The sequence below is a fragment of the Alishewanella agri BL06 genome (genome assembly GCF_000272005.1).
Lineage (GTDB): Bacteria > Pseudomonadota > Gammaproteobacteria > Enterobacterales > Alteromonadaceae > Alishewanella > Alishewanella agri.
This window is the reverse complement of record NZ_AKKU01000015.1, coordinates 203,950-221,381: the sequence shown is the minus strand read 5'-3', so window position 1 is coordinate 221,381 and position 17,432 is coordinate 203,950. Positions and strand designations below refer to the sequence as shown.

Below are 17,432 nucleotides of genomic sequence, written 5' to 3'. Positions count from 1 at the left end.
GGGTATTTAATACCAAGTTTACCCGGAACTGTATAGAAAAGTTCTCAGGCACTTAAGATGGTATATATGTTCTGTTGAGTTTGTTTACTCAATATTTTGGATCTGCTCCCGCATCTGTTCAATTAACACCTTAAGCTCCACCGCTGCATTGGTAATCTCAGTGCTGATGGCTTTAGAGGATAGCGTATTCGCTTCGCGGTTAAATTCCTGCATCATAAAGTCTAATCTTCTGCCGCAGGCGCCGCCTTTTTTTAGGGTGTGGCGGGTTTCTTTAATATGGGCATCAAGGCGGTCCAGCTCTTCGGCGACGTCAGATTTCGAGGCTAAAAACGCCATTTCTTGCTCCAGGCGGCCCTGGTCTAGGTCGGCTTTAATTTCATTTAAACGGCTGGTAATACGGTCGCGTTGCCATTGCATGGCTTGCGGTAAGTGGCTGCGCACAAAGGCCACTTGCTCGCCAATAGCGGTTAAACGCTGCTGGATCATCTCTTCAATGGCGGCGCCTTCGCGGCCGCGGCCGGCTAAAAAGTCTTGTAAAGCGGCATCGAAACCGGCCAGCAGCTCAGCTTGCAGGGTGTCGAGATCTTCACTAGGCGTTTCCATTACGCCAGGCCAACGTAGAATGTCGGCAATATTTAGCGTTGCTTGCGGCGCTTTTTGCAGTAATTGCTGCGCTTTTTGCAGCAGTTGCTCGGCAAACACATCATTTAATTGCAGTTCGCCGGCAGCCTGATTGGCCTGATAGCGTAAATTCACCTCAATTTTGCCGCGTTGCAGGCTGTTACGCAGTTTGTCGCGCAGCAGGCTTTCCAAGCCACGGAACTGTTCGGGTAAGCGAAAGTAGGACTCTAAATAACGCTGGTTAACCGAGCGGATCTCCCACTGGGCGGTGCCCCAGCTGGCTTTGGTTTCGTGGCGGGCGAAGGCGGTCATACTGTGGATCATAAGGTGGTTCCAAAACGGCAAATAAATGGGAGTATACCTGAGTTTGGCGAATTTGGGGGCATGCTGCCAAACTTGTAAATAATGGCGCTTAAGCGCGGCCTTAGGCATGGCCATGCGCCGGGTTTAAAGCCGAAGTCAGCTGTTACAAAGATAGCCGTCAGCGGCTATAGCCCCTATAATGGTGGCTAATTTATCAGTCAGGAGTAGCCCAATGCGTCCAAGTGGCCGTACCGCCAGTCAAATCCGCCCGCTCGCTTTTACCCGCCAGTTCACTGCCCATGCCGAAGGCTCAGTGTTAGTTGAGTTTGGCAATACTAAGGTGATCTGTACTGCCAGTGTTACCGAAGGCGTACCACGTTTTTTAAAAGGTAAGGGCCAGGGTTGGATTACCGCGGAATACGGTATGCTGCCGCGCGCGACGCATAGCCGCAATGATCGGGAAGCGGCCCGTGGTAAGCAGGGCGGCCGCACTATGGAAATCCAGCGCCTGATTGGCCGCGCTCTGCGCACCGCCGTCGATTTAAGCCTGCTCGGCGAAAATACCATTACCATCGACTGTGATGTGATTCAGGCTGATGGCGGTACCCGTACCGCCTCGATTACCGGTGCCTGTGTGGCACTGGTCGATGCGCTGAACTTTATGCTGGCCAAAGGCCTGATTAAAAAGAACCCGTTGCGTTATATGGTGGCGGCGGTGTCGGTGGGGATCTATCAGGGGGCAGCCGTTGCCGATCTGGATTATGCCGAAGATTCGGCTGCCGAAACCGATATGAATCTGGTGATGACTGAGCAGGGCGAAGTAATTGAAATTCAGGGCACTGCCGAAGAGGCGCCCTTTAGTTTTGCGCAGATGCAGCAAATGCTGGAGCTGGGTGCGGCGGCCATTACTGAGATTGTGGCCGAGCAAAAACGGGTATTGGCGAAGGAGTAACGATGAAAGCCTTTCAACGGGAATTTATTGAATTTGCGTTATCACGCAATGTACTGAAATTTGGTAGCTTTACGCTGAAATCTGGCAGGATTAGCCCGTATTTTTTTAATGCCGGCTTATTTAATACCGGTGGCGATCTGGCAAAACTGGGCCGCTTTTATGCGGCTGCGCTGCAGGACTCGGGTATCGAATTTGATGTGCTGTTTGGCCCGGCTTATAAAGGCATTCCTATTGCTACTACCACCGCTGTGGCGTTGGCCGAGCACTATCAGCGCGACCTGCCATACTGCTTTAACCGCAAAGAAGCCAAAACCCATGGTGAAGGCGGCAATTTAGTCGGCGCACCACTTAAAGGCCGTATTATGCTGGTGGATGATGTGATCACTGCCGGTACGGCGATCCGCGAATCAATGCAGCTGATCCAGGCGCAGGGCGCAGAGCTGACCGGCGTGCTGATTGCACTGGACCGGCAGGAGCGCGGTCAGGGTGAGTTGTCGGCAATTCAGGAAGTCGAGCGCGACTTTAATACTAAAGTGATTTCGATTATCAGCCTGCCGGACTTGATTAGCTATCTGGCAGACAAGCCTGAGCTGGCCGAGCATCTGGCAGCGGTAAAGGCTTACCGTGCCCAGTACGGCATTGCCTGATTAAATCTCTTATCTACGGCCAGCTTTTGCTGGCCGTATTGTTTGCGCCCAGCATAGGCGCATTCTTGCAGGTATTAGCGTTAGCAACAGGGAATAGGATTAAGCATGCAAAAACCAAATGGGACTGGCATCGGACGTATTATTAAAGCGGCCCGTTGTTCAATGCAGGGTTTTAGTGCCAGCTGGCGCTATGAGTCTGCCTTTCGTCAGGAAGCGACGCTCACGCTGCTTTCCATTCCTGCTGCTATCTGGCTGGCAGACTCGGTGGCGCAGTTTGCCCTGCTGCTGGCGGTATGGTGCCTGGTTCTGGTAGTGGAGTTACTGAATTCGGCCATTGAGTCATTAACCGATAGGGTAGGTTTAGAGCGGCATGAGCTATCTGGTCGTGCTAAGGATATGGGCTCTGCTGCAGTTTTTGTCAGTTTAGTGATAGTGGCGCTGGTTTGGGGCGCTGCCCTGTGGCAGAAACTGGCCTGATGCCGCTATAGCGACGTCAGCACTGTGGCGAGCGCCTTAGTTAGTGCAGCTGCACTAACCAAGGTAGCATTACGCAAACAGGCTTTGTTCGAGTAACGCCCACTGCGCCGCCCAATACTGGGTTGGCAGGCGTTTAAAGCCGGAACGGACAAACTGGCTGATCTTGCCTTCTATGGTGGCCAGCAGCAGGTTTGCCAGTTCCGCCTCATCGATAGTAAAGCTTTTACCTTCCCGTAATTTGCGCTCGCGTAAACACTGTTTAAACTGGGTTTCCAGCCTTTCAAACAGTGCAGCGACGCGCTCCAGCAGGCGCTCTTGCTCGCCCTGCAGCGCGTCACCGGTCAGAATACGGCAAAAGCCCGGGTTACGCTCGGCAAATACCAGTACCAGCTGCAGCATCAGGCTGATGCGGGTTTGGGTATCTTTGTGCTCTTCGGTAATGGCATTGATCCGCGATAGCAGCGTATCTTCAATAAATTCTATCAGCCCTTCGTACATCCGCGCTTTGCTGGGGAAATGCCGGTACAGCGCCGCTTCCGACACGCCAACCTGCTCTGCCAGCGCGGCGGTGGTAATACGCTGGCCATTGCTGTGGCTTTGCAGCATTGCCGCTAACGCCTGCAGGATATCTTCTTTACGGTTTGATTTTTTTATTGTTGCCATGCGACTGCTCAGATCCTTAGCTAATTCAGAAGTAGGGGCGTTGTCGCGCCCTTACTGCTTGCCGGAGTGACCAAAGCCACCTTCACCACGCTCTGAGCTGTCAAAGCCCTCGACCAGATTAAATTCGGCCTGTACCACCGGCATAAACACCAGCTGGGCGATGCGGTCGCCCGGTTCAATACTAAAGCTGTCGCTGCCGCGGTTCCACATCGACACCATCAAGGGCCCCTGATAGTCCGAATCAATCAGCCCCACCAGATTGCCCAGTACGATGCCATGTTTATGCCCCAGGCCCGAGCGCGGCAGGATGGTTGCGCACAGGTTGGCATCGCCAATATGAATGGCAATACCGGTTGGGATCAGCACGGTTTGGCCCGGTTCCAGTACCAGAGTTTGCTCCAGACAAGCACGTAAATCCAGGCCCGCTGAGCCGGGGGTGGCATAGGCCGGTAAAGGAAAGTCGCGGCCGATCCGCGGGTCGAGAATTTTCAGATCTATAGCTTTTTTCATCGGTTTTACTGCTTCGCTGCGTTATAAGTTAAGAATTTAGTTTTTATAATGTTCGCTGATCAGGGTGATCAGCTGTGTGGCTAACTGTTGCTTCGGTGCCTTCGGTAAATCCAGCTCGCCGCCGCGCCAGATCACGCTAAGGGCATTGTCATCGCTGTTAAAGCCACGATCGCTGGCCGACACATCATTGGCACAAATCATATCCAGCCGCTTATTCAGCAGCTTTTGCCGCGCATATTCCAGTACGTTACGGGTTTCGGCGGCAAAGCCGACGGTAAAGGGCCGCTGCTGCGGCAGGGCGGCGACGGCGGCAATAATGTCCGGGTTTTTTACCAGCGTCAGCTGCATCTCCGCTTCGGCGCCTTTTTTCAGTTTATCGGCCGCGATTTCCGCTACCCGGTAGTCGGCGACAGCGGCACAGCCAATAAAAATATCCGATTGCACCGCGGCAGATAGCGCCGCCTGATGCATTTGCTCGGCGCTTTGCACATCAATCCGTGTTACGCCGGCGGGGGTAGCAAGTTGCACCGGGCCGCTGATCAGCGTGACCTCGGCGCCCATAGCCGCGGCGGCCTGAGCCAGCGCAAAGCCCATCTTGCCAGAGCTGTGATTACTGATATAGCGCACCGGATCAATGGCTTCGCGGGTCGGGCCGGCGGTAATGGTAATGCGTAAACCTTGCAGATTTTTTACAGGGCTAAATAATTGCTCGGTCAGCGCGACCAGCTCCAGCGGTTCTAACATGCGGCCAGCGCCGGTATCGCCACAGGCTTGTGCGCCCACGCCCGGGCCGAAGATGTGAAAATTATGTTCCTTTAATGTTGCGAGATTCTTTTGGGTAGCTATATTTTTATACATCTGCTGATTCATCGCCGGCGCTACCGCAACAGGGGCACTACTGGCAAGTACACAGGTGGTAAGCAGATCATTGGCTAAGCCGTGCGCCAGCCGGGCGATCACATCGGCACTCGCCGGTGCTATCAGGATTAAATCGGCCCATTTTGCCAGTTCAATATGGCCCATCGCTGCTTCTGCGGCCGGATCGAGCAGGCTGTGGCTAACCGGATTACCGGAGACGGCTTGCAGCGTCAGAGGGGTAATAAATTCCTGCGCCGCGCTGGTCAGAATAACCCGGACGTCGGCGCCGCGTTCGGTTAAGCGCCGCACCAGATCGGCACTTTTATAGGCAGCAATACCGCCGCTAATGCCAAGTAAAATGCGTTTATCAGCAAGGGTTTGCAACATGATTTCTGGTCCTGCTTCAGCCTCGGTCGGCATAAGATAGCACGGAAACTCCAATTCAGCACCCGTTCAGCTGCTAAGCGCTGACAACATCAACAACAGGAGGTCAGGATGGCAATTACAGACTGGCCGCTCAGTGAGCGACCACGGGAGAAACTGTTAACATTGGGGCCGGCCACCTTATCGGATGCCGAGCTACTGGCGATTTTCTTACGCACCGGTATTGCCGGTACCGACGCGGTGAGTCTGGCCAGGCAGTTATTGCAGCAGTTTGGTGATTTACGCGCCCTGCTCGGCGCCAGTCGCAGCGAGTTTTGTAATGCCCGCGGTTTAGGTGAAGCCAAGTATGTGCAGTTGCAGGCGGTACTGGAGTTAAGCCGGCGTTTTTTGCAGCAGCAGCTAAAACGCGACACGGTCTGCTCAGAGCCTTCGGTAGTGCGAAAATATTTAGCCCATCAGCTTAGCGGTGAACTACGCGAAGTCTTTCTGGTACTTTACCTTGATAATCAACATCGTATGATTGGTTCCGAGCCATTATTTTACGGCACTATTGATGCCTCCCCGGTGTACCCGCGTATTGTAGTTCAGCACGCTTTGAAGCATAATGCCGCCGCCGTTATTCTGGCGCATAATCACCCCTCTGGGGTGGCTGAGCCAAGCCGCGCCGACCGGGCAATAACGGAGCGCCTGACCCAGGCTTTAGCACTGGTTGATATCCGGGTGCTGGACCATTTTGTGGTAGGTGATGCGGAAGTGGTGTCTTTTGCAGAGCGTGGCTGGTTGTAGCAGGTAATGCACCTGAGTACAGCCCGGCGTGAGTCTCGATGCAAGGCGTTTTCGCAGCGCTGCCCGCTGGCCGGGAAAATGAATTTGTCTTGAGTTTAACCGTACTTTCGTGTATAAAGTGCGCCCTCATCCATTTTCGGGGCAACCTTCAAGGCCAGAAGGGTGAAAGATAGCTCGAGCTGACGTAATTTTGGAGAAATATTGACATGTCTAGAGTATGCCAAGTAACTGGCAAAGGTCCGATGGTAGGTAACCGTCGTTCGCACGCCAACAACGCGACTAAGCGCCGTTTCCTGCCTAACCTGCAAACGCACCGTTTCTGGGTTGAAAGCGAAAACCGTTTCGTCACTTTACGTACCTCTACCAAGGGTATGCGTATCATTGACAAGAAAGGTATCGACGCTGTGTTAGCAGAAGTTCGTGCCAACGGTCACAAGGTATAAGGAATTAACAAATGCGCGATAAAATCCGTTTAGTTTCTTCTGCTGGCACTGGCTTCTTCTACACGACAACGAAGAACAAGCGCACTATGCCAGAAAAGATGGAAATCAAAAAGTTCGATCCTAAAGTGCGTAAGCACGTGATTTTCAAAGAAGCGAAAATCAAGTAATCGAACCCCAGAAACCCGGCGCTGCCGGGTTTTTGCTTTTTAGCCCTGCTGCCGTTACTATCTGCGTTATTCATACTCACTTGCGAACCACTGTGTTCTGCCGCTGCTAACCTTATGCTGAAACTGTCTCGCCGTAACTGGAATAATGTGCTGATTTTTGTGGTGCTGTTACTGATGTTTAGTCTGTATGACTGGCGGGGTACGGGCCAGGCACCAGCCACCACCAGCTTATTACCGGAACAATCGCAGCTGCTGAGTATTGCGGTAGCAGACGTGCGTTTAGTGCAGGCGGCCGGGCAATGGCAGTTGCAACCACGCAGCAACAGCAGTGTCAGTGCCCAGCAAATGCTAAATGCCTGGCTCTATACACCCCTGCAGCCAGCCGTTGGCGCAGCTAAGCCCACTCAGGCGCCGGTTGCCCAGGCCAGTGTGCAGCTGGCCGGCGAGTTTGCACCTACCATCTGGTTGCTCTATCCCGCACAGCAGGATTATTTACTACAACAGGTAGGGCAGCCCCAGCTTTATTTGCTGCCTGCCGCGCAGGCACGGCTGCTGTTTTTAATTGATTAACCCCTTACGTGAACACGCCCTAGATACCGGAGTATAAGATGCCAGAGTTACCTGAAGTTGAGGTCTCGCGCCTGGGGATCAGCCCGCATTTGCAAGGGCAACAGCTAACCAAGGTTGTCGCCCGGCAGCGTCAGTTGCGTTGGTGGGTACCGGATGAGGTGCTGCAGCAACAGCAGCAGCCGATTTTAGCGGTAAGACGGCGCGCCAAGTATTTACTGCTGGATTTACCCGGCGGTAGTATTATTCTGCATTTGGGGATGTCGGGGCATTTAAAGGTGGTGCCGGCGGATCTGGTGCCGGGTAAACATGATCATCTGGATTTGCTATTAGCAAACGGTACCGCACTGCGCTTAAACGATACCCGGCGCTTTGGTGCTGTGCTGTGGCAGGCACAAGGCGAGCAACATCCGTTGCTGGCCCAGTTAGGGCCTGAGCCATTAACAGCCGACTTTACCGCTGAAACCCTGATCCAGGCTTGTCAGCGTCGCGGCACCGCGATCAAACTGGTATTAATGGATAACCATGTGGTGGTTGGTGTCGGGAATATTTATGCCAATGAGGCCTTGTTTAAAGCCGGCATTAATCCGCAGCAACCGGCGCGCGACGTCAGTGCGGATAAGCTGGCACTGCTGTGTACCATCGTCAAAGAAACCCTGGCGGCGGCAATAGTGCAGGGCGGCACCACGCTGCGTGATTTTAGTCAGGTAGACGGTAAACCGGGCTATTTTAAACAGGAGTTACTGGTATATGGCCGCGGTGGCCAGCCCTGCGTTAACTGCGGCACTGCGCTGTCAGAAGTGCGGTTGGGCCAGCGCAGTACGGTATTTTGCCCGCTCTGTCAGCCGTTGCTGCAAAAGAACTAGAGCGTGTTGACGTTTGCTGCTTAGTTTTTAGTCTGACGTAGTGTTAAAAACGGCGCTTGGCAGTCACACGCCACTGCCAGCTGCCGAGATCCGGGTTATCACTGATTGGCCGCGTCAGATCCAGATGAATCATGGTGCCGCGGCTGGAGTGGCTGGACAGTAAACGGATGCCGACGCCCAGGCCAAACAGAATTTCATCATCGATACCGACTTTACCGTTTAATGCGGCCAAATCCTCTGCGGAGCGGCCGCCCCAGCTGCGGCCGACATCACCAAAGGCGGCAAAGCCGACATCAAAAATCTGCCATAAATTCCAGTCGGTATAGTGGCGATACTCAGCGGTCGCCACCATGCGGTTGTCGCCGCGCTGATAATACAGCGGGAAGGCACGCAAGCCGCTATCACCACCCAGATACAGCGCTTCGTCGGCAAACAAATTGCGGCCGCGTTCAGCTGAAATACTACCGACCAGACTATTACGGGCGTTGAGCTGATGATTAAGCTGTAAGCCCAGATGCCACAACTCCTGCTTGCGCTGCTGCCAGTCCAGCTGCTGATAAGCCAGTTCTGAAAAAAGCCAGGTGCGGTTGTTCAGCTGCCAGGCTTTGCTTACTTCCGCTTCCAGCCTTAAGCCATCTTCATCGGCGCCCAACCAGGGTTGCAAAAAGCCCAACCGCAGCCGCAGTTGCCAGCCGGCATTAATATCCTCTACCCGGTTAAACTGATTGATATTAAACAGCTTGTAGAAGTCGTCCTGCAGTAACTGGTATTCCAGGTAAAGGTAAGACAGGTTGCGTTGTTCAGGCAAGCTTAAAACCGTACTGTCCAGTTCATTAAAATCAACATCCTCCAGCTGCATACCAATATTTAGCCGTTGGATGGTGTGACCGCGCAGTGCCAGTTTAAAACCGGCAGAAGCATCAAACTGATGCCGGGTGCGGTTATATTCGTTAACGGTTTCCGATAATAAGTAGTCGGTGACCTGCTCTTTGTTTTTCAGCAGGTCAGCATTAAAGGCCCAGTTCGAATCCAGCCGGTAGAACGGCCGCTGTACTGCGAAGCGATAGTTTTCACCATCTGAGTTATCGGCATAGCTAAGCAGGGTATTCCAGTGGCTACCGAAGATATTCGGGCTGGCAAAGCTGAGCAAATAGCCGCTGCGCTCACTGTCTTTGCTGTAATCGAGCTGGATCTGATTACCTGAACCCAGCAGGTTGTCCTCGGCGACGCCCAGCGAGTACTTGGTGTCTCCCCCCTCGCTGGAAAAATCGATTTTCGGCAGTAATGACCAGTTATCCCAGGTCGTGACGCGCACCGTGACACTATTACTGGCGGCGCAATATTGGACAACCTCAACCCGGGCATCGCGCAGATAGCGGCGGCTGCGTAGTAAACGCTCCGTTTCCGCCAGCTCGGCCAGATTCAGCGGCGCGTCTTGCAGAAAAAGTAAATCATCGCGGATAGTTTGTTCGGTGGTAATAATATGGGTGCGGTTGGCAAAGCGGTGTAACCAGAATACGCCCGGTTCATTCAGATCAAAGACGTTTTCCTGCTGGAATTCAATGTAACTGACAAGAGGGCGTTTAGCCTTTAGCTCAGCAGGATCGACATCGTTCCGGCAGTCGGCCCACAAGGGTAAACTGGTGCAATAGCAACACAACAGGCTAATGGCTCGCCACATCTACTCCTCCTGCCCGCAGCTTAGCCTTTGATAACTATGGCTAACACACCGCTGATTTACCAGTTTTGACCGCATTGTCAGCCCTTAGTTGCAGCGTCAGTATTGCCAGTTGCCGTATCGCTGACAATCCGCACCGGGAAAGGTGGGGTCTCACTGCCGGCATACAGGGTGCGGTGCGGAAACGGGATCTCAATATTAGCAGCATCAAAAGCGAGCTTTATCTCTTCCTGCAGACTGTTGCGTAGTTCGCGGAAGTTTTCGGTGGTACTCCACACCGAAAATTGGATATTGAGTGATGATTCACCAAAGCCGGTAAATAAAAATGATGGCGCCGGTTCGTCCAGACACAACGGGTTTTGGTCGGCGACATCAAACAGTACTTTGCGCACTCGGGCAATGTCTTCTTTATAGGCGACACCCAGTAATAAATCAAAACGGCGGATCGGAAACCGGGTTAAATTGGTCATTTCGGTTTTGATCAGGCTTTCATTCGGGATCCGCACAAACAGATTATCGAAGGTGCGCAGTTTCACCGACAGAAGATCAATCGACAGCACCTCACCAGTGGTATTACCGACTTTAATCACATCGCCAATTTGGAAAGGTTGTTCGCCAATCAGAAATAAACCACTGATGAGGTTTGAAGCCGAGGTTTGTGAGGCAAAGCCGATGGCTACTGATAACACCCCGGCTGCGCCAAGCAACACGCCAAGAGAGAAGCCCAGTTGATGCAAGGCCGAAGCCACAAACAGCGCCAGCACCAGCCAGTACACCACCCGCCGGAACAACAACGCATGATGGCGGGAAAAGCTTTTACTAATCAGTTTTTCGGCGGTTTTCGATGCCGTGCGCGCCAGGATAAATCCCAGGCTCAGTAGTAACAGCGCCTGTAGGCTATTGATAACCAGCTCCGATTGCAGAAATTGCCATAAAGTCTCAAGCATAAAAATCCCTTACTGGTTGAAAATGCCGGTAAAAGCCCGGACCAGTCCATGTTTATCCGGTGTGTGCACCGGCGCCGCCAGCTGATGTCTGCTGGTGAGATCCCGTGGTAATTGTTTATTCAATTGAAAACGGGTCAGGCTATTCAGATTTTCGTGTTGCAGGGTAATAGGATCGGTCCACAGGCTACCGTCGTCAGCGCCGTATAGTGCCAGATAGGGCAGCGGAATACTCAGCTTATCAATCGTCAGCATGCGGGTGGAATGGTTTTCGATGGTGATAGGCGTTACCGCGCGGTGCGGCCGGGCCGGGATTTCGGCCAAACTATGCCGGGCATGGGTTTTATCGGCATAACAGAGCTCGCCATGTTGGGTATTGGCACCAAACCAGGTATCGGATAGTCGTTGGATTGGCAGGCTGAACAAGGTAAGTTCCGGATCCTGCAGCACCAATTCTACCCGCAGCGGGGAGCTGATATAAAACACGCTTTGCTCGCCGGGAGGAATACTCACGCTTTGCCGGGTTTTAATCACCACTGGTCTGTCTAACAGCTTGGGTTTTAAACAAAAACCGGCCGGGCTATGCCGGAAAATAAAGCGCTGACTAGCCAGTAACTCCGGTAAGCAGGACGCTTGGGTCAACTGCAGGCGATAGGCGCTGTCCGGATCGCTACTATACTCTGAACTGACCAGCCATTCCTGTTGGCGGCGTTTCAGATAGAGTGTTAACGGGCCTATTGCTGCCTGATAGCATTCGTCTAATGCCAGTTTCTGCGGCTGCCACCACTGGCTCAGGCTGTTCGCATCTGTCATGCCATTTCCTCTTCTGTCAATTTGGCTATGCTAGCAGAAAGCCCTTGTTGTACCACAAAACTTTTACCGCTCAGGTTGAGTTCAGCTTGGTTAAACTATAAAATAACCAGCAATTTAGCCAGCTTCGAGCTGGCAACCTAACCCTTATCCTTGTGGAGTTTGCATCCTTTATGGACTTACCCAGTAGCAGGCCTGGCCTGCATATTCCCAAGATCCGAATTAATCTGCGCTTAATAAGCTGACGCTGTAATGTCTCTTATCAGGCGCCTAAGCTGATAAGAGGCCGTTATGGAATTACCCGTTCTTATCGATACCCTGCGCACCGCTCTGGAGCGCGATACGGTACATCTGGTCCGTGACCAACTGGAAGATGTGCATCCGGCTGACTATGCCGCTGCCTTAACTGAGTTTTCAATTCAGGATCTATGGATTTTACTGACGGCACTGCCGCGGGCCGAACAGGCTGAGGTGTTTGGCTACTTACCCGCCGAAGAGCAAGTGCGGCTGGCGATTCGGGTCAGCCGGCGCAAATTGTCGCCGATTATCCGGCAAATGTCGTCTGATGAACGTGCCGACTTGTTTAACCGCTTAACCGAAGAACAACGGGATACCTTGCTGCCAGCGCTGGCGCAGGCAGAACGCGAAGATTTGTTACGACTTACAGCCCATGAGGAAGGGACAGCCGGCGCTATTATGACGTCGGACTACGCCATTCTGCAGCCCGAGTTAACGGTGCGCGAAGCGATAGAAGTCTTGCGCCGCGAAGCACCGGACAAAGAAACCATTTATTCTGCTTATGTGGTGGATAAAGCGCGTAAGCTAATTGGTGTTGTCAGTTTACGCGACCTGATCCTGGCGCCGGTCAGCATGCAGGTTGATGATCTGATGAATCATGATCCCATTGCTGCCAGTGTCGAAATGCCACAGGAAGAGGTCGCGGCGTTGATTGCTAAGTATGATTTACTGGCCTTGCCAATTGTTAATGAGCAGCAGCAAATGGTTGGTATTGTCACCTATGATGATGCGATGGACGTTGCGCAAGAGGAAGCGACAGAAGACTTCCATAAAACGGCCACTATCGGCAAGCTGGAGAGCAGCGTTAAACATGCCGGTATCGGTTTGTTATATCGCAAACGGGTGTTTTGGTTAGTGGTATTGGTATTTGGTAATATTTTTTCCGGTGCCGGTATCGCGTACTTTGAAGATACCATCTCCAGCTATCTGGCATTATTGTTTTTCCTGCCGTTGCTGATCGCCAGTAGCGGTAACGCTGGCGCACAATCCGGCACCCTCATGGTTCGGGCGCTGGCCACCGGTGATATCAAGCTGCGAGACTGGGGCTATTTATTGGGTAAAGAATGTTTAGTCGCAGGCTTGCTGGGTTTGACGATGTCTGCGGCTGTGGTTGGCCTGGGCTTCTGGCGTGGTGGGGCGGATATCGCTGTTGTTGTGGCCTCTACCATGATGCTGGTGGTATTGGTGGGCAGCTTAATCGGCATGTCGCTGCCGTTTTTACTCAGTCGCTTTAAGCTGGATCCGGCTACCGCCAGTGGCCCTTTGATTACCTCTATTGCGGACGTTGCCGGGGTGGTGTTGTACTTTTCGATTGCTACCTGGTACTTAGGTTTATAAAAAAATATTTTTATTCGCTGGTACCAACCCAAAGGTACTATTGCGCAACTGTCGTCTATTCAATATCTTAAGCAAAGTATTGCCGGTCTTTGACCGGCTTTTTTGACCCGGTCTTTCCCGGCGCTGCGTAAATGGAAATGCAATGAGATTGTTGTGTTCACTTTGTTGCCTGTTATTTCTGAGCCTGCCTGGTTTGGCGGTGGAGGTAGTAGTGCACTCGTCAGTCAGTGAAACACAGTTAACTACAGCACAGCTTCGAGCCATTTTTAGTATGCGGCAAACCCGCTGGGCGGATGGTCAGGCAATACAGGTATTAGTGCTGCCATCCGAGACGACGCAACATAACCTTTTTACCCGGAACTATTTGAAAATGTTCCCCTATCAGCTGGATGCGATATGGCATCGCCAGCGGTTTTCTGGCATTGGTGGTACGCCGGTACAATATGCCACCGTACAGGAACTGCAGGCAGCATTGGAGCGCACCCCAGGCGCTATTGGCTACTTACCGCAGGGCTTGCGCTCTGCCGAGTTAAAAGTGGTGACGCTTTATGAAAAGTAACAACTTTGGCGCAGCCTTGACCTTAGCCGCTACGTTCAGCTTACCGGTAATGGCGGCCGAGCAACCGGAATGGCATGGCTTTATTGCGCAGGGGCTGGCGCAAGCGAGTGACAGCAATGCGATTAATAACAGCGGTAAGTTATCTGCGGCACTGACGGAGATTGGTATCAATAGCCGCTGGCAGCTGACGGAGCGAGTCCGTCTGGCTGGGCAGGTAGTGTATCTGAACGGTGGTAACCGTTACCCGGAAGGCGCCCGCTTAGACTATCTGTTCGTTGACCTGAGTGTGATTGATACTTTTGATCACCAGCTGAATCTGTATGCCGGGCGCTATAAAAATCAGCATTGGTTGTTTTCCAGTACCCGCGATGTGCCTTTTACCCGGCCCAGCATTATTCTGCCGCAGTCAGTGTACTATGATACTTTTCGCGATATTGCTGTTGGCAGTGACGGTATTGCCATTAAAGGCTTCTTGCAACATGACCTTGGCGAGCTGGAATATAACTGGAGCTATGGCGCAACCAGTATCAATACCGAACAAAGCCAACTGTTACTTAGTCCACAAGTTAGTGGCAAGGCCCGGCAGAAGTATGTGCATCAAGCCAGTGTGTTCTGGCAGCCAGCCGGCAGCCAGGCGACTTATGGCATCTCACTGTTAGATTCTGAGTTTAACTATCGCCCGGGTACTGTTGAACCCTTTAGTTATGGTGAAGTGAGTATCCAACGCGTGATGCTAAATTGGCGTTACCAGCTGGAGAACTGGGAATTGGCCGCCGAGCTGATGCAAGAGCGTTTAGCCATTGACGGCTTTTATTTGCCAGGATTTAGCCGGTCGCAGTCTGGCTTGGGTGGCTATTTGCTGGCGAAATACCGGTTTAATCAGGGGCTGTCATTTATTAGTAGTCTGGATTATTTAACCCGTGACAAAGATGACAAACGGGGCAGTCAGCTTGCTGACCAGGGTATTCCGGCCCATTTTGGTTATCAGCAAAGCCTGATGCTGGGGCTCAGTTATGATGTTGCCGCTAACTGGCGGCTACAGGCGGAGCATCATTGGGTGGATGGTACTGGCCGGCTTTCACCCAGCCTGGTACCGGATTTGGTGGTTAACCAACAGCGTTACTGGCAAGTCTGGGCGCTGCAATTGATGTACTGGTTCTGATGCGTTTTTTTAGCTTCCCATCAAAGATACTGCTGCTGACACTGGTGCTGATGGCTATCTTGCTGCTGCTGGTGACCTCAATGTCGCTACAGCGCTTGAACGACAGCTTTGCCACGCAACAACAACTCAAGCAGCAGCAGGTAGAGCAGCATTTCCAACAATATCAACAGTTATTATCAGCTCAGCAGCAAGCCTGGTTTGAAAGTTTTGCGGAGCTAACACAATTACAGCAGCAACAGGGTTTTACTGCCTTTGTGCAACAGTTACAGCAGCAATACGATAGCTTTAGTCTGTATCTGAAAATCGAAGATTTATGGTTTTTCAGCTCGACATCTCAGGTTGCTTTTGCCAGTTCAGCTTTTCCGGCAGAGTTACAAGAACTCGTGCTGCAAACTCAGCAACAGCAACGGGCACTGGCGCGGATTTTTTGCGTTGAGCATTGTAGTAACGTGGTGAGTATTCCGCTCGCTGACGCTGACGGCAATATTGCGGTATTACTTGCCAGCCAGACTCTGGCCGATGTGGTACTGGCGCTTGGCCAGGCCATGCAAAGCGAAATCGCTATTATCCGGCAGCAACCCGCTGGGATTAGCTTGTTATCCGCTACAGCCCAATTACCTGCTATTAAATTAGAGCAGCTGATGTCTGACCGTATCGTTCAGGCCGCACCGCAGGGTGATTATTTTATTTATCAGTTCCCGCTGGCAGAGCAAGGTGAGCAATCGTACCGGTTGATCCTGCTGGAAAATATCCGCCAATACCAACAAGCAAACCGCCAGTTCCAATGGCAATTAGCGGCCCTGGCGTCGCTGTGTTTTCTATTATTCGCCTTACTCACCTTCTGGCTGACCCGCCGGCTGAGTCGTCGTTTATTGCAGGTATCCAAAGCGCTACCGTTACTGGCAGAAAATAAGTTCCGGTTGTTCCGCGATGCGTTGCCGGTCAGTAGCCCGCTGCTGACTGACGAAGTCGATAAACTCAGTGCCGTGAGTCAAACCCTGAGCCGGACACTGGAAAAATTGCAGGATGAGATCCAGACCCAAACCCGCGAATTGGAAAATATGGCGATGTTCGATCTACTGACCGGGTTGGCTAATCGCAATATGCTGCAGTACCACTTGAAGAAGCAGATCGCTGCGCTGTCAGACGAGGGCAGTTGGTTGGGTTTATTGTTCCTGGATTTAGACCAGTTTAAGCGGGTAAATGATATCCGTGGCCATGAACAGGGCGATCAGCTGCTAATTGAAGCAGCCCGTCGCTTACGTGCTGCGTTACAGAAAACCGATTTAATCTGCCGCTTTGGTGGTGACGAGTTTGTGATAGTGACTGAGGTGTCTGCGCCGGCAGAGCTGGAAGCGCTGGCCTTGCGGCTGATCGAGGTGTTCCGGCAACCGATGCGGTTGGAACAGGAGGAATATCAGTTAAATGTCAGTATCGGTATCAGTTGCACCCGTAACCCGGCGTTAAAAACCGATGATTTAGTCAGGCAAGCGGATCTGGCGATGTATCAGGCCAAGGCGCGTGGCGGCAGTGCCTTGCATTTCTACAGTCAGCAAATGTTTGATGCGTTCCAGAACAGATTAGCGCTGGAAGCCGATCTAAAGCAGGCCTTGTTACAAGGGCAATTCGACTTACATTTACAGCCGCAAATTCGCTTCAGCGACCGTCGTTTAACCGGACTGGAAGCCTTATTACGCTGGCAAAGCCCGAGCCGGGGCATGGTGCCGCCCGACGAATTTATTTCGGTGTTGGAATATGCCCAATTAATGATCCCGGTCGGTTATTGGGTGATAGAGCAGAGTTGTCAGATCCTGGCTAACTTGCAGCAACAGGGCCTTGCTGATTTGCGCCTGGCGATTAACTTGTCAACCGCCCAGTTAAATGATCCTGAATTGCCCGCTTTTCTGGATAAGATGTTAAAACTGTACCCTCAGGCTGCAGGTAGCCTGGAGTTCGAACTGACCGAAAGTCTGCTGGCCAGTAATATTCCCGATACCATTGCCAGTATGCAGCAGCTGAAAGCCCGTGGTTTCCGGCTGGCGATTGACGACTTTGGCACCGGCTATTCGTCACTCAGTTATTTACGGCAAATGCCGGTCGATATTATCAAGATCGATAAGAGCTTTGTGTTTGGCATGCTGGATAATCAAGCTGATTTCGACATTATCACCTCGACCATCGCCATGGTCCGCAAACTTGGCCTGGAAGTGGTGGCAGAAGGGGTAGAAACCCAGGCTCAGGCAAAAACCTTGCAGCAACATGCCTGCGATATTGGGCAGGGGTATTTGTTTTCCCGGCCTATTCCGTCTAACGAGCTGGTGTCACGTATACAAGCCGGTTTGGATGAAAGTGGTCGCTGGCGTTAAGCCGGTGTTAAAAACTTAGCTATTGTATTTTTTT

Annotated in this window: 19 protein-coding genes; 12 read left to right on the top strand and 7 right to left on the bottom strand. The window is 52.3% G+C overall.

Annotation, left to right across the window (positions count from 1 at the left end; all coding sequences use genetic code 11):
• Window positions 1-84: 84 nt before the first annotated feature.
• A complete protein-coding gene (locus AGRI_RS09115) occupies window positions 85-945 on the bottom strand; it encodes a YicC/YloC family endoribonuclease (protein ID WP_008984660.1) in 861 nt (286 codons plus the stop codon).
• Between the two features lie 211 nt (window positions 946-1,156).
• Here AGRI_RS09115 and rph point away from each other — a divergent pair, with 211 nt between their 5' ends.
• The 3 genes from rph to AGRI_RS09100 all read left to right on the top strand — a co-directional run bounded on the left by rph (window position 1,157) and on the right by AGRI_RS09100 (window position 3,000).
• Window positions 1,157-1,876 (top strand): ribonuclease PH, encoded by a 720-nt coding sequence (gene rph, locus AGRI_RS09110; RefSeq protein ID WP_008984659.1) that lies wholly within the window; start codon window positions 1,157-1,159, stop codon window positions 1,874-1,876.
• A 2-nt stretch (window positions 1,877-1,878) separates the two neighbouring features.
• The gene (gene pyrE / locus AGRI_RS09105) at window positions 1,879-2,523 is read left to right on the top strand and encodes an orotate phosphoribosyltransferase (protein ID WP_008984658.1); all 645 of its coding nucleotides are present in this window, start codon (window positions 1,879-1,881) and stop codon (window positions 2,521-2,523) included.
• A 105-nt stretch (window positions 2,524-2,628) separates the two neighbouring features.
• Window positions 2,629-3,000 (top strand): diacylglycerol kinase, encoded by a 372-nt coding sequence (locus AGRI_RS09100; RefSeq protein WP_008984657.1) that lies wholly within the window; start codon window positions 2,629-2,631, stop codon window positions 2,998-3,000.
• Between the two features lie 69 nt (window positions 3,001-3,069).
• Here AGRI_RS09100 and slmA read toward each other — a convergent pair whose 3' ends face one another.
• Genes slmA through coaBC form a run of 3 tightly spaced genes read right to left on the bottom strand, consistent with a single transcriptional unit; the run spans window position 3,070 to window position 5,418 of the window.
• Complete coding sequence (slmA, locus tag AGRI_RS09095) at window positions 3,070-3,663, bottom strand: nucleoid occlusion factor SlmA (protein ID WP_008606820.1); 594 nt, start codon at window positions 3,661-3,663, stop codon at window positions 3,070-3,072.
• A gap of 51 nt (window positions 3,664-3,714) precedes the next feature.
• A complete protein-coding gene (dut, locus tag AGRI_RS09090) occupies window positions 3,715-4,173 on the bottom strand; it encodes a dUTP diphosphatase (protein ID WP_008984656.1) in 459 nt (152 codons plus the stop codon).
• Window positions 4,174-4,209: 36 nt separating this feature from the next.
• Window positions 4,210-5,418, bottom strand: a complete 1,209-nt coding sequence (coaBC, locus tag AGRI_RS09085; RefSeq protein WP_193353433.1) for a bifunctional phosphopantothenoylcysteine decarboxylase/phosphopantothenate--cysteine ligase CoaBC — start codon at window positions 5,416-5,418, stop codon at window positions 4,210-4,212.
• Window positions 5,419-5,526: 108 nt separating this feature from the next.
• On the opposite strand from coaBC, the gene radC reads away from it, so the two are divergent.
• From radC to mutM, 5 genes are all read left to right on the top strand, one after another.
• Entirely contained in the window at window positions 5,527-6,201 is a 675-nt protein-coding gene (radC, locus tag AGRI_RS09080) for a RadC family protein (protein ID WP_008984654.1), read from the top strand.
• Window positions 6,202-6,407: 206 nt separating this feature from the next.
• Complete coding sequence (gene rpmB, locus AGRI_RS09075; protein WP_008950179.1) at window positions 6,408-6,644, top strand: 50S ribosomal protein L28; 237 nt, start codon at window positions 6,408-6,410, stop codon at window positions 6,642-6,644.
• 11 nt (window positions 6,645-6,655) lie between these two features.
• The gene (gene rpmG, locus AGRI_RS09070) at window positions 6,656-6,811 is read left to right on the top strand and encodes a 50S ribosomal protein L33 (RefSeq protein WP_008219722.1); all 156 of its coding nucleotides are present in this window, start codon (window positions 6,656-6,658) and stop codon (window positions 6,809-6,811) included.
• Between the two features lie 114 nt (window positions 6,812-6,925).
• Complete coding sequence (locus AGRI_RS09065; protein ID WP_008984653.1) at window positions 6,926-7,381, top strand: hypothetical protein; 456 nt, start codon at window positions 6,926-6,928, stop codon at window positions 7,379-7,381.
• Window positions 7,382-7,419: 38 nt separating this feature from the next.
• Complete coding sequence (mutM, locus tag AGRI_RS09060) at window positions 7,420-8,244, top strand: bifunctional DNA-formamidopyrimidine glycosylase/DNA-(apurinic or apyrimidinic site) lyase (protein ID WP_008984652.1); 825 nt, start codon at window positions 7,420-7,422, stop codon at window positions 8,242-8,244.
• Between the two features lie 43 nt (window positions 8,245-8,287).
• Here mutM and AGRI_RS09055 read toward each other — a convergent pair whose 3' ends face one another.
• The 3 genes from AGRI_RS09055 to AGRI_RS09045 form a co-directional block, all read right to left on the bottom strand.
• A complete protein-coding gene (locus AGRI_RS09055; protein WP_008984651.1) occupies window positions 8,288-9,925 on the bottom strand; it encodes a BamA/TamA family outer membrane protein in 1,638 nt (545 codons plus the stop codon).
• A 77-nt stretch (window positions 9,926-10,002) separates the two neighbouring features.
• Window positions 10,003-10,869 carry a mechanosensitive ion channel family protein gene (locus AGRI_RS09050; protein WP_008984650.1) on the bottom strand — a complete coding sequence of 289 codons (867 nt, stop codon included), beginning with the start codon at window positions 10,867-10,869 and terminating at the stop codon, window positions 10,003-10,005.
• Window positions 10,870-10,878: 9 nt separating this feature from the next.
• Window positions 10,879-11,679: a DUF432 domain-containing protein gene (locus tag AGRI_RS09045; RefSeq protein WP_008984649.1), complete on the bottom strand. Its 801-nt coding sequence runs from the start codon at window positions 11,677-11,679 to the stop codon at window positions 10,879-10,881.
• Window positions 11,680-11,967: 288 nt separating this feature from the next.
• Here AGRI_RS09045 and mgtE point away from each other — a divergent pair, with 288 nt between their 5' ends.
• From mgtE to AGRI_RS09025, 4 genes are all read left to right on the top strand, one after another.
• Window positions 11,968-13,311 (top strand): magnesium transporter, encoded by a 1,344-nt coding sequence (gene mgtE / locus AGRI_RS09040; protein WP_008984648.1) that lies wholly within the window; start codon window positions 11,968-11,970, stop codon window positions 13,309-13,311.
• A 142-nt stretch (window positions 13,312-13,453) separates the two neighbouring features.
• Window positions 13,454-13,870 carry a hypothetical protein gene (locus tag AGRI_RS09035; protein ID WP_008984647.1) on the top strand — a complete coding sequence of 139 codons (417 nt, stop codon included), beginning with the start codon at window positions 13,454-13,456 and terminating at the stop codon, window positions 13,868-13,870.
• Complete coding sequence (locus tag AGRI_RS09030) at window positions 13,860-15,032, top strand: hypothetical protein (protein ID WP_008984646.1); 1,173 nt, start codon at window positions 13,860-13,862, stop codon at window positions 15,030-15,032. Before AGRI_RS09035 ends, AGRI_RS09030 begins: the two co-directional genes overlap by 11 nt.
• On the top strand, window positions 15,032-17,398 hold the full coding sequence (locus AGRI_RS09025) for a putative bifunctional diguanylate cyclase/phosphodiesterase (protein WP_008984645.1): 2,367 nt from the start codon (window positions 15,032-15,034) through the stop codon (window positions 17,396-17,398). The genes AGRI_RS09030 and AGRI_RS09025 overlap by 1 nt, the downstream gene beginning before the upstream one ends.
• Window positions 17,399-17,432 lie beyond the last annotated feature (34 nt).

Excerpts from the sequence above, each read along its gene's own strand:
- dut (WP_008984656.1), bottom strand. The coding sequence starts at position 4,173 with ATGAAAAAAGCTATAGATCTGAAAATTCTCGACCCGCGGATCGGCCGC.
- AGRI_RS09035 (WP_008984647.1), top strand. The coding sequence starts at position 13,454 with ATGAGATTGTTGTGTTCACTTTGTTGCCTGTTATTTCTGAGCCTGCCT.
- rpmB (WP_008950179.1), top strand. The coding sequence starts at position 6,408 with ATGTCTAGAGTATGCCAAGTAACTGGCAAAGGTCCGATGGTAGGTAAC.
- mgtE (WP_008984648.1), top strand. The coding sequence starts at position 11,968 with ATGGAATTACCCGTTCTTATCGATACCCTGCGCACCGCTCTGGAGCGC.
- AGRI_RS09100 (WP_008984657.1), top strand. The coding sequence starts at position 2,629 with ATGCAAAAACCAAATGGGACTGGCATCGGACGTATTATTAAAGCGGCC.
- AGRI_RS09030 (WP_008984646.1), top strand. The coding sequence starts at position 13,860 with ATGAAAAGTAACAACTTTGGCGCAGCCTTGACCTTAGCCGCTACGTTC.
- coaBC (WP_193353433.1), bottom strand. The coding sequence starts at position 5,418 with ATGTTGCAAACCCTTGCTGATAAACGCATTTTACTTGGCATTAGCGGC.
- pyrE (WP_008984658.1), top strand. The coding sequence starts at position 1,879 with ATGAAAGCCTTTCAACGGGAATTTATTGAATTTGCGTTATCACGCAAT.
- rpmG (WP_008219722.1), top strand. The coding sequence starts at position 6,656 with ATGCGCGATAAAATCCGTTTAGTTTCTTCTGCTGGCACTGGCTTCTTC.
- AGRI_RS09115 (WP_008984660.1), bottom strand. The coding sequence starts at position 945 with ATGATCCACAGTATGACCGCCTTCGCCCGCCACGAAACCAAAGCCAGC.
- AGRI_RS09065 (WP_008984653.1), top strand. The coding sequence starts at position 6,926 with ATGCTGAAACTGTCTCGCCGTAACTGGAATAATGTGCTGATTTTTGTG.
- radC (WP_008984654.1), top strand. The coding sequence starts at position 5,527 with ATGGCAATTACAGACTGGCCGCTCAGTGAGCGACCACGGGAGAAACTG.
- slmA (WP_008606820.1), bottom strand. The coding sequence starts at position 3,663 with ATGGCAACAATAAAAAAATCAAACCGTAAAGAAGATATCCTGCAGGCG.
- AGRI_RS09025 (WP_008984645.1), top strand. The coding sequence starts at position 15,032 with ATGCGTTTTTTTAGCTTCCCATCAAAGATACTGCTGCTGACACTGGTG.
- mutM (WP_008984652.1), top strand. The coding sequence starts at position 7,420 with ATGCCAGAGTTACCTGAAGTTGAGGTCTCGCGCCTGGGGATCAGCCCG.
- AGRI_RS09045 (WP_008984649.1), bottom strand. The coding sequence starts at position 11,679 with ATGACAGATGCGAACAGCCTGAGCCAGTGGTGGCAGCCGCAGAAACTG.
- AGRI_RS09050 (WP_008984650.1), bottom strand. The coding sequence starts at position 10,869 with ATGCTTGAGACTTTATGGCAATTTCTGCAATCGGAGCTGGTTATCAAT.
- AGRI_RS09055 (WP_008984651.1), bottom strand. The coding sequence starts at position 9,925 with ATGTGGCGAGCCATTAGCCTGTTGTGTTGCTATTGCACCAGTTTACCC.
- rph (WP_008984659.1), top strand. The coding sequence starts at position 1,157 with ATGCGTCCAAGTGGCCGTACCGCCAGTCAAATCCGCCCGCTCGCTTTT.